Genomic DNA, 14,165 nt, shown 5'->3' on the forward strand with positions numbered 1-14,165 from the left:
ACGCGAGCCAGATTGACGGAAGCCAGACGTCGTTAGCCGCGGACTAACTCCCGCGCTGGCGTTTGCGTGCCATATACCACGATCCCACGGCCCGGCTGCATGGCGGCTTCCACCATTTGCGGATTGCATTTTCCGTTAGTCTCATGACCTAGAGTGGGCTCATGCTGTCCACTCCCTCAGACGCGTTCCGCGCGCAATATCAGTCGCTGGTCGACACCGGCGCGATCGAAGCCGATCCGGCCCAGGCCGAGGTCGCTGATGCCCTGGCGGCGCTGGAGCGCCGGCTTTCGACATACAAGCCCGCACGCAAGCAGAGCCTGTTTGGTCGCCTCTTTTCCGACAAGAGCGAGCCGCCGAGCGGCCTCTATGTCCATGGCGAGGTCGGCCGCGGCAAGACCATGCTGATGGACCTGTTCTTCCAGAACTGTCCGGTCGAGCACAAGCGCCGCGCGCATTTCCACGAATTCATGGCCGAGGTGCACGAGCGCATCTACGGCTATCGCCAGAACATCGCGCGCGGCGAACTCGCCGACGCCGACGTTATCGCGCTTACCGCGCAGGCGATCTTCGACCAGGCCTGGCTGCTCTGCTTCGACGAATTCCACGTCACCGACATTGCCGACGCGATGATCCTGGGTCGGCTGTTCGCCAAACTGTTCGAACTCGGCACAGTCGTGGTCGCGACCTCCAACGTCGCGCCGGAGGATCTCTACAAAGGCGGCCTCAACCGCGCATTGTTCCTGCCCTTCATCAAGCAGATCGCCGATCACATGGATGTGGCACGGCTGGATGCGCGGACCGACTTCCGGCTGGAGAAGCTGGCCGGCGTGAAGATGTGGCTGGTGCCGGCCGACGCCGCTGCGCGCGCCGCGCTCGACAAGGCCTGGGGGAGGCTGACCGGCAACGCGCCGTGCAAGTCACGCGACATCACCATCAAGGGGCGTCTGCTGCACGTGCCGTGCTCGGCCAATGGCGTCGCCCGCTTCGGATTTGCGGACCTTTGTGAGAAGCCGCTTGCGGCGTCCGACTATCTGCGGCTCGCGCACGACTATCACACCATCCTGGTCGACCACATCCCGGTGATGGACTACGCCGAGCGCAATGCCGCCAAGCGTTTCATTACCTTCATCGACACCTTGTACGACAACGCCGTCAAGCTGATCGCCTCGGCGGATGCGGACCCGATCTCGCTCTATGTCGCCGCCGACGGCATCGAGGCCATGGAGTTCAAGCGCACGTCGTCGCGCCTGATCGAGATGGGCTCGGAGTCCTATCTGGCCCTGCCGCACGGTCGCAAGGACTCGGCCGCTTCCGGGACTTCTACGGGGCTGGTCGAAACCTGACAAACACCGGAGTTCGGCAGCGCCCGGCTCCGGGCACACAGCCGCGAAAAGGCCACGTCAATCATGCTGAAAGGATCATCAGCACCCGTCGCCCGGTCCTGATCGAAATCAAGGCACGCCCGTCAATTGGCCATAGCGTGACTTGAACGGCCCGGGCGAAAGGGATAACCACCCACTCGACTTTTCAACCTCCCCACCCCTTCGGGTTCAAAGGAAAATTTGCCATGGCGCGCGACAAGATTGCTTTGATTGGCTCCGGTCAGATCGGCGGAACGCTGGCTCACCTCGTCGGCCTCAAGGAGCTCGGCGATGTCGTGATGTTCGACATTGCCGAAGGCGTTCCGCAGGGCAAGGCACTCGACATCGCGCAGTCCTCACCGGTCGACGGCTTCGATGCCCACTACTCCGGCGCCAACTCCTACGAGGCGCTCGACAACGCCAAGGTGTGCATCGTCACCGCCGGCGTGCCGCGCAAGCCGGGCATGAGCCGCGACGATCTGCTGTCGATCAACCTCAAGGTCATGGAGCAGGTCGGCGCCGGCATCAAGAAGTACGCTCCCGACGCCTTCGTCATCTGCATCACCAACCCGCTCGACGCGATGGTCTGGGCGCTGCAGAAGGCTTCGGGCCTTCCGGCCAAGAAGGTCGTCGGCATGGCCGGCGTGCTCGACAGCGCGCGCTTCCGCTACTTCCTGGCCGATGAGTTCAACGTCTCGGTCGAGGACGTCACCGCCTTCGTGCTCGGCGGCCATGGCGACACGATGGTGCCGCTGACCAAGTACTCCACCGTCGCCGGCATTCCGCTGCCCGACCTCGTCAAGATGGGCTGGACCTCGCAGGCCCGTATCGACGAGATCGTCGACCGCACCCGCAATGGCGGCGCCGAGATCGTCAACCTGCTCAAGACCGGCTCGGCCTACTACGCGCCGGCGGCGTCGGCGATCGCGATGGCCGAGAGCTATCTGCGCGACAAGAAGCGCGTGCTGCCCTGCGCCGCTCACCTCAATGGCGAGTTCGGCGTTAAGGACATGTATGTCGGCGTTCCCGTCGTCATCGGCTCGAAGGGTGTCGAGCGCATCGTCGAGATCGAGCTGGCCGGCAAGGACCGCGAAGCCTTCGACAAGTCGGTCGCCGCTGTCCAGGGCCTGGTCGACGCCTGCAAGAAGATCGCGCCCGACCTGCTCGGCCGCTGAAGGGTGCAGGGCGGGCGGTCAGCCCGCTCCGATGAGTTGCAGGATGCTTGGTATATGGTATACCAAGCATCCGCAAAACACTTTTAGACGTCACCACCCCAGCGGGGGTTCGGGGAGCAAGCGCTTATGAACATTCACGAATATCAGGCCAAGGCACTGCTGCACGAGTTCGGCGTGCCGATTTCCAAGGGCGTGCCGGTTCTCCGTCCGGAGGACTCCGATGCCGCGGCGAAGACGCTCGGCGGTCCGGTCTGGGTCGTGAAGAGCCAGATCCACGCCGGCGGCCGTGGCAAGGGCAAGTTCAAGGAGGCCTCGGCCGGCGACAAGGGCGGCGTCCGCCTTGCCAAGTCGATCGACGAGGTCAATGCGTTCGCCAAGCAGATGCTCGGCGCGACCCTGGTGACCGTGCAGACCGGCCCGGACGGCAAGCAGGTCAACCGCCTCTACATCGAGGACGGCTCGGACATCGACAAGGAATTCTATCTGTCGCTGCTGGTCGACCGCGAGACCTCGAAGGTCGCGTTCGTGGTGTCGACCGAAGGCGGCGTCAACATCGAGGACGTCGCGCACAGCACGCCTGAGAAGATCATCACCTTCTCGGTCGACCCGGCCACCGGCGTCATGGGCCATCACGGCCGCGCCGTCGCCAAGGCGCTGAAGCTCACCGGCGACCTCGCCAAGCAGGCCGAGAAGCTCACGACCCAGCTCTACACCGCGTTCGTCGCCAAGGACATGGCGATGCTCGAGATCAACCCGCTGGTCGTGACCAAGCAGGGCCAGCTCCGCGTTCTCGACGCCAAGGTGTCGTTCGACTCCAACGCGCTGTTCAAGCATCCGGAAGTCGTCGCGCTGCGCGACGAGACGGAAGAGGACGCCAAGGAGATCGAGGCCTCCAAGTACGACCTCAACTACGTCGCGCTCGACGGCACCATCGGCTGCATGGTCAACGGCGCCGGCCTCGCCATGGCGACGATGGACATCATCAAGCTCTACGGCATGGAGCCCGCCAACTTCCTCGACGTCGGCGGCGGCGCCAGCAAGGAGAAGGTCGCGGCGGCCTTCAAGATCATCACCGCCGACCCGAACGTGAAGGGCATCCTGGTCAACATCTTCGGCGGCATCATGAAGTGCGATGTCATCGCCGAGGGCGTCGTGGCCGCGGTGAAGGAAGTCGGCCTGAAGGTGCCGCTGGTGGTGCGCCTCGAAGGCACCAATGTCGATCTCGGCAAGAAGATCATCAGCGAGTCCGGTCTGAACGTGCTGCCCGCCGACAATCTCGACGACGCCGCGCAGAAGATCGTCAAGGCCGTCAAGGGAGGCTGAGCGCCGGTTCTGGCGCTCGCTTCGTCCTCACCGCAACGCTTTTAGAGAAAGCACGATGTCCATTCTCATCGACAAGAACACCAAGGTCATCTGCCAGGGCTTCACTGGCAAGAACGGCACCTTCCACTCCGAGGCGGCGATCGCCTACGGCACCAAGATGGTCGGCGGCACCTCGCCGGGCAAAGGCGGCTCGACCCATCTCGGCCTGCCCGTGTTCGACACCGTGAAGGAGGCCCGCGAGGCCACCGGCGCCGACGCCTCGGTGATCTACGTGCCGCCGCCGGGCGCGGCCGATGCGATCTGCGAGGCGATCGACGCGGAAGTGCCGCTCATCGTCTGCATCACCGAGGGCATCCCGGTGCTGGACATGGTCCGCGTCAAGCGCTCGCTCGTGGGCTCCAAGTCGCGCCTGATCGGGCCGAACTGCCCGGGCGTCATGACCGCCGGCGAGTGCAAGATCGGCATCATGCCGGCCAACATCTTCAAGCCCGGCTCGGTCGGCATCGTGTCGCGCTCCGGCACCCTGACCTATGAAGCCGTGTTCCAGACCACCTCCGAGGGCCTCGGCCAGACCACCGCGGTCGGCATCGGCGGCGACCCGGTCAAGGGCACCGAGTTCATCGACATGCTCGAGATGTTCCTGGCCGACCCCAAGACCGAGTCGATCATTATGATCGGCGAGATCGGCGGCTCGGCCGAGGAGGACGCGGCGCAGTTCATCAAGGACGAAGCCAAGCGCGGCCGCAAGAAACCGATGGTCGGATTCATCGCCGGCGTCACCGCCCCTCCCGGCCGCCGCATGGGCCATGCCGGCGCGATCATCTCGGGCGGCAAGGGCGATGCCGGATCCAAGACCGCGGCGATGGAAGCCGCTGGTATTACGGTCTCCCCGTCGCCTGCACGCCTCGGCAAGACGCTCGTCGAAAAGTTGAAGTCCTGATTCAGGGTTTAGTACTTTTCGGGGCGCATCTTTACAAAGAATAAGGTAAACCGTCCTAACCCGAGCCTGACCCCTTCCACGGGGTCAGGCATTGCGCCGTTTTTGATGGGCGCATCGAAATTACCAGGACGCTACCATGTCTCGCCAAGATGCGAACGCCGCCTTCGCCCTGTCGTCTTTTCTGCAGGGCACCAATGCCACCTACATCGATGAGATCTACGCGCGCTACGAGAAGGACCCCGCTTCGGTCGACCCGGAGTGGCAGGAGTTCTTCAAGAGCCTGAAGGACGCGCCGGCCGACGTTCAGAAGAACGCCTCGGGCCCCTCCTGGGTGCGCAGCAACTGGCCGGTCTCCCCTCGCGACGAATTGACCTCGGCTCTGGACGGCAACTGGGCCGTGGTCGAGAAGAAGGTCGGCGAGAAGATCGCGGCCAAGGCCCAGACCAAGGGCGTCGAATTGTCGCCGGCCGACGTCAACCAGGCCACCCGCGACTCTGTCCGCGCGTTGATGCTGATCCGCGCCTACCGCATGCGTGGCCACTTTCACGCCAAGCTCGACCCGCTCGGCATCGAGGCGCCGAAGAATCGCGAGGAGCTCGACCCGCGCTCCTACGGCTTCACCGAAGCCGATTACGACCGCAAGATCTTCCTCGATCACGTGCTCGGCCTCGAATACGGCTCGCTGCGCGAGATCGTCGCGATCTGCGAGCGCACCTACTGCCAGACGCTCGGCGTCGAGTTCATGCACATCTCGAACGCCGCGCAGAAGGCCTGGATTCAGGAGCGCATCGAGGGGCCGGACAAGGAGATCTCGTTCACCCGCGAGGGCCGTCGCGCCATCCTGCAGAAGCTGGTCGAGGCCGAGGGCTTTGAGAAGTTCTGCGACGTCAAGTTCACCGGCACCAAGCGCTTCGGCCTCGACGGCGGCGAGTCGCTGATCCCGGCGCTGGAGCAGATCATCAAGCGCGGCGGCAATCTCGGCGTGAAGGAGATCGTGCTCGGCATGCCGCATCGCGGCCGCCTCAACGTCCTCACCCAGGTCATGGGCAAGCCGCACCGCGCGCTGTTTCATGAGTTCAAGGGCGGCTCGGCCAATCCCGACGCGGTCGAGGGTTCGGGCGACGTCAAGTATCACCTCGGCGCCTCGTCGGACCGCGAGTTCGACGGCAACCGCATCCATCTGTCGCTGACCGCCAACCCGTCGCATCTCGAGATCGTCGACCCCGTGGTGCTCGGCAAGGTCCGCGCCAAGCAGGACCAGCACGGCGATCCGCCCGACATGCGCATCTCGGTGCTGCCGCTCTTGATGCATGGCGACGCGGCCTTTGCCGGCCAGGGCGTCGTGGCCGAGTGCTTCGCGCTGTCCGACCTGAAGGGCTACCGGACAGGTGGCTCGATTCATTTCATCGTGAACAACCAGATCGGCTTCACGACCTATCCGCGCTACTCGCGCTCGTCGCCGTATCCGTCCGACGTTGCCAAGATGATCGACGCGCCGATCTTCCACGTGAACGGCGACGATCCGGAAGCGGTGGTGTTCGCGGCCAAGGTCGCGATCGAGTTCCGGCAGAAATTCCACAAGCCGGTCGTGATCGACATGTTCTGCTATCGCCGGCATGGCCACAACGAAGGTGACGAGCCCGCGTTCACCCAGCCGGTGATGTACAAGAAGATCGCCGGCCATGCGACGACCCTGGAGATCTACTCCAAGCGCCTGGTCGCCGAGAGCGTGATGACCGAGGGCGAGGTCGACAAGGCCAAGGCCGACTGGCGCGCCCGTCTCGACGCCGAGTTCGAGGCCGGCACGTCCTATCGTCCGAACAAGGCCGATTGGCTCGACGGCAAGTGGGCGGGCTTGAAGTCCGCCGACCAGGAAGAAGAAGCGCGCCGCGGCGTCACCGGTGTCGAGATCGACCGTCTCAAGGAGATCGGCCGCAAGATCACCAAGGTGCCGGACGGCTTCCGCCTGCACCGCACGATCCAGCGCTTCCTCGAGAACCGCGCCAAGGCGATCGACAGCGGCATCGGGCTCGACTGGGCCACGGGCGAAGCTCTGGCCTATTGCTCGCTCCTGCTCGAAGGTCACAAGGTGCGCCTGTCGGGCCAGGATTGCGAGCGCGGCACGTTCTCGCAGCGCCATTCGGTGCTGATCGACCAGGAGGACGAGAGCCGCTACACGCCGTTCAACCATCTGGCGCCCGAACAGGGCCACTTCGAGGTCATCAACTCGCTGCTCTCGGAAGAAGCCGTGCTCGGCTTCGAATACGGCTATTCGCTCGCCGAGCCGAATGCCCTGACGCTCTGGGAAGCGCAGTTCGGCGACTTCGCCAACGGCGCCCAGGTGCTGTTCGACCAGTTCATCTCGTCCGGCGAGCGCAAATGGCTGCGCATGTCCGGTCTCGTCTGCCTGCTGCCGCACGGCTATGAGGGCCAGGGTCCGGAGCATTCGTCGGCCCGTCTCGAGCGCTATCTGCAGATGTGCGCCGAGGACAACATGCAGGTGGTCTACCCGACCACGCCGGCTAACTACTTCCACGTGCTGCGCCGTCAGTTGCATCGCGAGATCCGCAAGCCGCTGATCGTGATGACGCCGAAGTCGCTGCTGCGCCACAAGCGCGCGGTGTCGCGGCTCGAGGAACTGGCCAAGGGCACGACGTTCCACCGCATCCTGTACGATGACGCCCAGATGCAGGCGGACGACAAGACCAAGCTGGTGCCGGACGATCAGATCCGCCGCATCGTGCTGTGCTCGGGCAAGGTCTATTACGACCTTTATGACGAGCGCGAGAAGCGCGGGCTGAACGACGTCTATCTGATGCGCATCGAGCAGCTCTATCCGGTGCCGCTCAAGGCGCTGGTCGTCGAGCTCGGTCGCTTCAAGAATGCCGAGGTCGTGTGGTGCCAGGAAGAGCCGCGCAACATGGGCGCCTGGCACTTCATCGAGCCGTATCTCGAATGGGTGCTGAACCAGACCGGCGGTAAGAGCAAGCGTCCGCGCTATGCCGGCCGCGCCGCGTCGGCTGCGACTGCCACGGGCCTGATGTCCAAGCACCTCGCCCAGCTCAAGGCGCTGCTCGACGAAGCCCTGAACTGAACCTGCCTTTGAAGGCGCCCCGCAGATCCTTGCGGGGCGCAAGTACCAGTCCATCGCGTTGATTGTCCGTGTCGCATCGCTTGCTCGCCGCAAGGCGATGGCGGACGGGCTGTATGACCGCACGGGTTATTGAGGATAGAGACCATGACTGAAATTCGCGTTCCGACGCTCGGTGAATCCGTCACCGAAGCCACCATCGGCCGCTGGTTCAAGAAGGCGGGCGACGCCGTCGCCGTCGACGAGCCGCTCGTCGAGCTCGAGACCGACAAGGTGACCATCGAGGTGCCCGCGCCGTCGGCCGGCACGCTCGGCGAGATCATCGCCAAGGACGGCGAGACCGTCGCCGTCGGCGCGCTGCTCGGCCAGATCAATGATGGCGCCGTCGCCGCCAAGCCGGCCGCCGCTGCTCCCGCGCCGGCTCCGGCGAAGCCTGCGGCTGCTCCGGCCGCCGCGCCCACGCCCGCCAAGGCGCTGCCTGCCGATACGCCGCAGGCGCCGTCGGTGCGCAAGCTCTCGGCCGAGAGCGGCGTCGATGCCACCACCGTTCCGGGCTCCGGCAAGGACGGCCGCGTCACCAAGGGCGACATGCTGGCCGCGATCGAGCGCGCCGCCTCGGCGCCGACCCCGGTCAATCAGCCGGCCGCCGCCGTGCAGGTGCGTGCGCCGTCGCCGGCCGATGACGCCGCCCGCGAAGAGCGCGTCAAGATGACCCGGCTGCGCCAGACCATCGCGCGCCGCCTCAAGGACGTGCAGAACACCGCGGCGATGCTGACGACCTTCAACGAGGTCGACATGACCAACGTCATGGCGCTGCGCAGCCAGTACAAGGACGTGTTCGAGAAGAAGCACGGCTCGAAGCTCGGCTTCATGGGCTTCTTCACCAAGGCCGTCGTGCAGGCGCTGAAGGACATCCCGGCCGTCAACGCCGAGATCGACGGCAGCGACCTGATCTACAAGAACTACTACCACATCGGCGTCGCCGTCGGCACCGACAAGGGCCTGGTCGTGCCGGTGGTGCGCGACTGCGACCACAAGTCGATCGCCGACATCGAGAAGGGCATCGCCGATTTCGGCCGCCGCGCCCGTGACGGCCAGCTCAAGATCGACGAGATGCAGGGCGGCACCTTCACGATCACCAATGGCGGCATCTACGGCTCGCTGATGTCTACCCCGATCCTGAACGCGCCGCAGTCGGGCATCCTCGGCATGCACAAGATCCAGGAGCGCCCCGTCGTGGTCGGCGGCAAGATCGAGGTCCGCCCGATGATGTATCTGGCGCTGTCCTACGACCACCGCGTCATCGACGGCAAGGAAGCGGTGACCTTCCTGGTGCGCGTCAAGGAAAGCCTGGAAGATCCGGCGCGGCTGGTTCTGGATCTCTGAGCCGAACAACGACTTGACCACATGAGGCGCGCTTCCCAAGAGCGCGCCTCAAACCTAACGGGGGCCATCATGACCGACAGGGTTGCAGTGATCACCGGCGGCAGCCGCGGCATCGGCCGCGCCACCGCAATCGCCGCCGCGTCGCGCGGCTTCAAGATCGTGGTCGGCTACGCATCCAACGAGGCGGCGGCGCAGAGCACGGTCGCCGCGATCGAGGCCAAGAACGGCAAGGCGATCGCGGTGAAATGCGACGTCGGCCGCGAGCACGACATTCTCGCGCTGTTCAAGGCGGCGGATAAATTCGGGACGCTCGGCGCCCTCATCAACAATGCCGGCATCGTCGGCCCGACGACCCGTGTCGACGAGATGAGCGCGGAACGCATCGAACGCTTGATGGCGGTCAATGTCACCGGCAGCATTCTCTGCGCAAGAGAGGCCGTGAAGCGGATGTCGACGCGGCATGGCGGGCAGGGTGGTGTCATCATCAACCTGTCGTCGGTCGCGGCCAAGCTGGGCTCGCCCAACACCTATGTCGACTACGCGGCCTCGAAGGGCGCGATCGATTCCTTCACCGTCGGCCTCGGCCACGAGGTTGCGAACGAAGGTATCCGCGTCGCCGCGATCAGGCCCGGCCTGATCGACACCGAAATTCACGCCTCCGGCGGTGAGCCCGATCGCGCGCATCGTCTGGCCCCGCTGGTGCCGATGAAGCGCGTCGGCACCTCCGAGGAAATCGCCAATGCCATCGTCTGGCTGCTGTCGGACGAAGCTTCTTATGTCACTTCGGCCATTCTCGACGTGTCGGGCGGACGCTGACGACCGTCGCTAACCTCTCAGACTACAAGCTTACGGAACATTCGATCATGGCTAACTACGATCTCGTCGTCATCGGCACCGGCCCCGGTGGTTATGTCTGCGCCATCCGCGCAGCGCAGCTCGGCATGAAGGTGGCGGTGGTCGAGAAGAACGCGACCCTCGGCGGCACCTGCCTCAACGTCGGCTGCATGCCCTCGAAGGCGCTGCTGCACGCCTCCGAACTGTTCGAGGAGGCCGGGCACTCCTTCGCCAAGATGGGCATCAAGGTGTCGAAGCCCGAGGTCGATCTGCCTTCGATGATGAACTTCAAGCAGCAGGGCATCGACGGCAACACCAAGGGCGTCGAGTTCCTCATGAAGAAGAACAAGATCGACGTCCTCCAGGGCAAGGGCAAGATCCTGGGCACCGGCAAGGTGCAGGTGACGGCCAAAGACGGCGCTGCGCAGACGGTCGAGACCAAGAACATCGTGATCGCCACCGGCTCGGACATCGCGCGGCTCAAGGGTATCGAGATCGACGAGAAGCGCATCGTGTCGTCGACCGGCGCGCTGGCGCTGGACAAGGTGCCGTCGAGCCTGCTGGTAGTGGGCGCCGGCGTGATCGGGCTCGAACTCGGCTCGGTGTGGCGCCGCCTCGGCGCCAAGGTCACCGTGGTCGAATTCCTCGACCGCATCCTGCCTGGCATGGACCTGGAGATCGCCAAGCAGTTCCAGCGCATCCTCGAAAAGCAGGGCTTTGCGTTCAAGCTCGGCGCCAAGGTCACCGGCGTCGACACCTCGGGCGCGACGCTGTCGGCGACGATTGAGCCGGCGGCCGGTGGTGCGCCTGAAAAGATCGAAGCCGACGTCGTGCTCGTCGCGATCGGCCGCGTGCCCTACACCGACGGCCTCGGTCTGCAGGAGGCGGGCGTGGTGCTCGACAATCGCGGCCGCGTCCAGATCGATCATCATTTCGCGACCAGCGTTCCCGGCGTCTACGCGATCGGCGACGTCGTCGCGGGGCCGATGCTCGCGCACAAGGCCGAGGACGAAGGCGTCGCGTGCGCCGAGATCCTCGCCGGCCAGGCCGGCCATGTGAACTACGACATCATTCCGGGCGTGGTCTACACCACGCCGGAGGTCGCCTCCGTCGGCAAGACCGAGGATGAACTCAAGCAGGCTGGCGTCGCCTATACCGTCGGTAAGTTTCCGTTTACCGCGAACGGCCGTTCCAAGGTCAACCAGACCACTGACGGCTTCGTGAAGATCCTCGCCGATGCGAAGACCGATCGCGTGCTCGGCGCCCACATCATCGGCCGCGAGGCTGGCGAAATGATCCACGAAGCCGCCGTATTGATGGAGTTCGGTGGCTCGGCCGAGGATCTGGCACGCACCTGCCACGCCCATCCGACCCGCTCGGAGGCCGTCAAGGAAGCCGCACTTGCAGTGGGCAAGCGTGCCATCCACATGTGATCGGCGCCCGGTGGGCGTGATCGGCAGGTGCGACAAAATGGCCTGCCGGCCACGCTGAACCAAACGGCAAGATTCGAGGTCGCATGGTCATGGCGGCCTCGCTGCTGAGGCCGGGGCCGAGATGGAGAGCCATGCTGCGCCGCCTGCTTCAGCCGTTCTGGGTCCTGCTTGCGATCATCTTCCTGATCGAAGCCTGGCTGTGGGACCATCTCGAGCCGATCGTGGCGCGCATCGTCGCCGCGATCCCGCTCCGCCGCCTGAAGCTGTGGCTGGCCGCCCGGATCGAGACGCTGTCGCCGGCGCTGACCCTGGTCGTCTTCGCCGTGCCGGTGGTGCTGCTGTTTCCGCTCAAGCTGCTCGGCATGTGGCTGTTGATGCACCATCAGTGGAAGCTGGCGCTGGTCACGATCGTGTTCGGCAAGATGGCCGGTGTCGGCATCACCGCGTTCATCTTCGATGTCACGCGAGCCAAGCTGCTGCAGATGGGCTGGTTCGCCTGGCTCTATGAAGCCGTGCTGACCTTGCGCCGGAAGGCGGCCGAGCTGGTCGACCCGATCAAGCAGCGCGCCCGCGGCATCCTCAACGACCTCATCGGCGGCAACACCGGCGGCTGGTCGTCCCGCGTCATCCGCCAGATCATGCGCTTCCGCCGCAGCGTGCAGGCGCGTTAGCGCTTCTTCATCGTCGCGGCGTCATTCGTCCCACCACGACCACCGTCATTCCGGGGCAATCGTCAGCGCGCAACCGCGCGCTGGCGATTGAACCCCGGAATCTCGAGATTGTTGAAAAAGAATGCCGCGCCACATCGAGATTCCGGGTTCAAGGCCTTTCGGCCTTGCCCCGGAATGACGGTGCTAGCGGCTCTGGGAAAGCGACTGCCTGCCGACCTCAGTGCAGATGAAGCAGATGCGGCTGGAACAGCCCGAGCATCGTCATCGCAATGCCGACCAGCGCGAGCGCGCCGGAGGCCCAGGCGAGCACCAGCATGCCGGTGATGATGGTGGCCGATGCCAGCACGATCCCGATCTGGAAGGCGGCCGACGCGAGCTCGTAGTGGTGATATTTCGCCGTGGCGAGGTCGCGCTCCTCCTCGGCATGCTTGGCGCGGGCGGCGAGCTGCTCGCTGCCTTCGCCGGTCTCCGGCTCGGAGCGATAGCGCGCGGCGTTCTTCTGCCAGTCGTCGATCTGCTTCTGCAGGCTGGCTTTTGTGGCCTCGTCGGGCAGCGCCGGGAGGTTCAGCTTGCCCTGCTCGGCCGCGGTCTGCACCACCGTGCGGCGCACCGTCTTGGCCTGGAAGAACGCCCAGAGATTGGACGCCTCGACGTTCTTGCTGATCGATTCGGTCTGCGCGCCCTTGCCGAGCGTCTCCGACAGCGCCAGGAACAGCGCGATCACCGAGATCAGCAGCGCGATCTTCTTGTTCGAGCCCGATGCGTGCTCGGCGTGCTCCGCATGCTCCATGCTTTCATGTGCGCCCATCTGTTCCCCTCCGGATCGACTGCCGGGACGATTGCCGCAACCGCCGTGGTCGCGCAAGGGAAACGATGTGACGAAACCGTGTCACCGCCGCGGATGTGCTGACGCGTAGACCTGCAGCAGGCGCTCGGAATCGATGCCGGTATAGACTTGCGTGGTCGACAGCGAGGCGTGGCCGAGCAGCTCCTGGATGGCGCGCAGATCGCCGCCGCGGGACAAGAGGTGTGTCGCGAAGGAATGGCGCAGCGCGTGCGGGGTTGCGCTGTCGGGCAGTCCCAGCGCGCCGCGCAGCCGCTCCATCGCGAGCTGGATGATGCGCGGGCTCAAGGGGCCGCCCTTGGCGCCGAGAAACATCGGGCCTTCAGGCGGCAGCGGGTAGGGGCAGAGCCGGGCGTAGTCGTCGATCAGCGCCAGCACGTTCTGCAGCACCGGCACCATCCGGGTCTTGTTGCCCTTGCCGGTCACGATCAGCACGTCGCCTTCGCCGGGCCGAGGCACCTCGCGGCGCTTCAGGCCGAGCGCCTCGGAGATGCGCAGGCCGGAGCCGTACAGCAGCGCCATGACGGCGGCGTCGCGCGCCAGCACCCAGGTCTCGCGGGCCTCGCCGGCGCGCTCGTCCGCGTCAGTGAGCCGCTTGGCGGAGTCCATCGGCAGCGGCTTCGGCAGGCTCTTGGCGATCTTCGGCGCGCGCACGCCGGAGAGGGCGCCGACCTTGCCCTGGCCCTCGCGCTCGAGGAAACGGCCGAACGAGCGCAGGCCGGCCAAGGTCCGCATCAGCGAGCGCCCGGCGATGTCGTCGGCGCGGCGCATCGCCAGGAAGGCTCTGACGTCGGCGGCCTCCAGCGCGGCGAAGCGCGCCAGCGTGACCGGCTCGCCCCAATGAGTGCAGAGGAATTGCAGGCACTGCCGAAGGTCGCGGGCGTAAGCCTCGACCGTCTTCGGAGACAGCCGCCGCTCGCTCTTCAGATGCGCCAGCCACTGCATCATCGCGCGGACGACGCCGTCGTCGGCGCCGATGAGGTCGGGGAGCTCGGACGCGTTGTCAGTCGCTTTTGCCGTCTTTGCCATGGCCTCGTGCTCGCGATTGGATCGGCGTCTGATGGAGCGAAGATCCTCGCGGCGGGCTCGGTCTCAACCTCTCCCCGC

General features: G+C 65.4%; 11 protein-coding genes. 9 read left to right on the top strand and 2 right to left on the bottom strand.

From position 1 onward, the window contains the following. Nucleotides 1–161: 161 nt before the first annotated feature. The 9 genes from zapE (at nt 162) to ACQR0Z_RS32855 (ending at nt 12,214) form a co-directional block, all read left to right on the top strand. Nucleotides 162–1,343, top strand: a complete 1,182-nt coding sequence (gene zapE / locus ACQR0Z_RS32815) for a cell division protein ZapE (RefSeq protein ID WP_434921391.1) — start codon at nt 162–164, stop codon at nt 1,341–1,343. Between the two features lie 224 nt (nt 1,344–1,567). Then, nucleotides 1,568–2,536: a malate dehydrogenase gene (mdh, locus tag ACQR0Z_RS32820; RefSeq protein WP_434860375.1), complete on the top strand. Its 969-nt coding sequence runs from the start codon at nt 1,568–1,570 to the stop codon at nt 2,534–2,536. A gap of 126 nt (nt 2,537–2,662) precedes the next feature. Further along, on the top strand, nt 2,663–3,859 hold the full coding sequence (gene sucC, locus ACQR0Z_RS32825) for an ADP-forming succinate--CoA ligase subunit beta (RefSeq protein ID WP_257170051.1): 1,197 nt from the start codon (nt 2,663–2,665) through the stop codon (nt 3,857–3,859). A gap of 55 nt (nt 3,860–3,914) precedes the next feature. Beyond that, entirely contained in the window at nt 3,915–4,799 is an 885-nt protein-coding gene (gene sucD / locus ACQR0Z_RS32830) for a succinate--CoA ligase subunit alpha (RefSeq protein ID WP_009031544.1), read from the top strand. A gap of 136 nt (nt 4,800–4,935) precedes the next feature. Beyond that, nucleotides 4,936–7,893, top strand: a complete 2,958-nt coding sequence (locus ACQR0Z_RS32835) for a 2-oxoglutarate dehydrogenase E1 component (RefSeq protein WP_434921392.1) — start codon at nt 4,936–4,938, stop codon at nt 7,891–7,893. A 144-nt stretch (nt 7,894–8,037) separates the two neighbouring features. Next, a complete protein-coding gene (gene odhB, locus ACQR0Z_RS32840) occupies nt 8,038–9,276 on the top strand; it encodes a 2-oxoglutarate dehydrogenase complex dihydrolipoyllysine-residue succinyltransferase (protein ID WP_434921393.1) in 1,239 nt (412 codons plus the stop codon). 69 nt (nt 9,277–9,345) lie between these two features. Then, on the top strand, nt 9,346–10,092 hold the full coding sequence (locus ACQR0Z_RS32845) for an SDR family oxidoreductase (protein WP_006609290.1): 747 nt from the start codon (nt 9,346–9,348) through the stop codon (nt 10,090–10,092). Nucleotides 10,093–10,139: 47 nt separating this feature from the next. Beyond that, nucleotides 10,140–11,543 carry a dihydrolipoyl dehydrogenase gene (gene lpdA / locus ACQR0Z_RS32850; RefSeq protein ID WP_434921394.1) on the top strand — a complete coding sequence of 468 codons (1,404 nt, stop codon included), beginning with the start codon at nt 10,140–10,142 and terminating at the stop codon, nt 11,541–11,543. A gap of 131 nt (nt 11,544–11,674) precedes the next feature. Beyond that, the gene (locus ACQR0Z_RS32855) at nt 11,675–12,214 is read left to right on the top strand and encodes a hypothetical protein (protein ID WP_434879282.1); all 540 of its coding nucleotides are present in this window, start codon (nt 11,675–11,677) and stop codon (nt 12,212–12,214) included. A 217-nt stretch (nt 12,215–12,431) separates the two neighbouring features. On the opposite strand, the gene ACQR0Z_RS32860 is transcribed toward ACQR0Z_RS32855, so the two are convergent. After that, complete coding sequence (locus ACQR0Z_RS32860) at nt 12,432–13,022, bottom strand: DUF4337 domain-containing protein (protein WP_172184327.1); 591 nt, start codon at nt 13,020–13,022, stop codon at nt 12,432–12,434. A gap of 81 nt (nt 13,023–13,103) precedes the next feature. Further along, nucleotides 13,104–14,006 carry a tyrosine recombinase XerC gene (locus tag ACQR0Z_RS32865; protein ID WP_434921451.1) on the bottom strand — a complete coding sequence of 301 codons (903 nt, stop codon included), beginning with the start codon at nt 14,004–14,006 and terminating at the stop codon, nt 13,104–13,106. Between the last annotated feature and the right edge of the window lie 159 nt (nt 14,007–14,165).

It is taken from the genome of Bradyrhizobium sp. HKCCYLS3077, from assembly GCF_051167555.1.
Classification (GTDB): domain Bacteria; phylum Pseudomonadota; class Alphaproteobacteria; order Rhizobiales; family Xanthobacteraceae; genus Bradyrhizobium.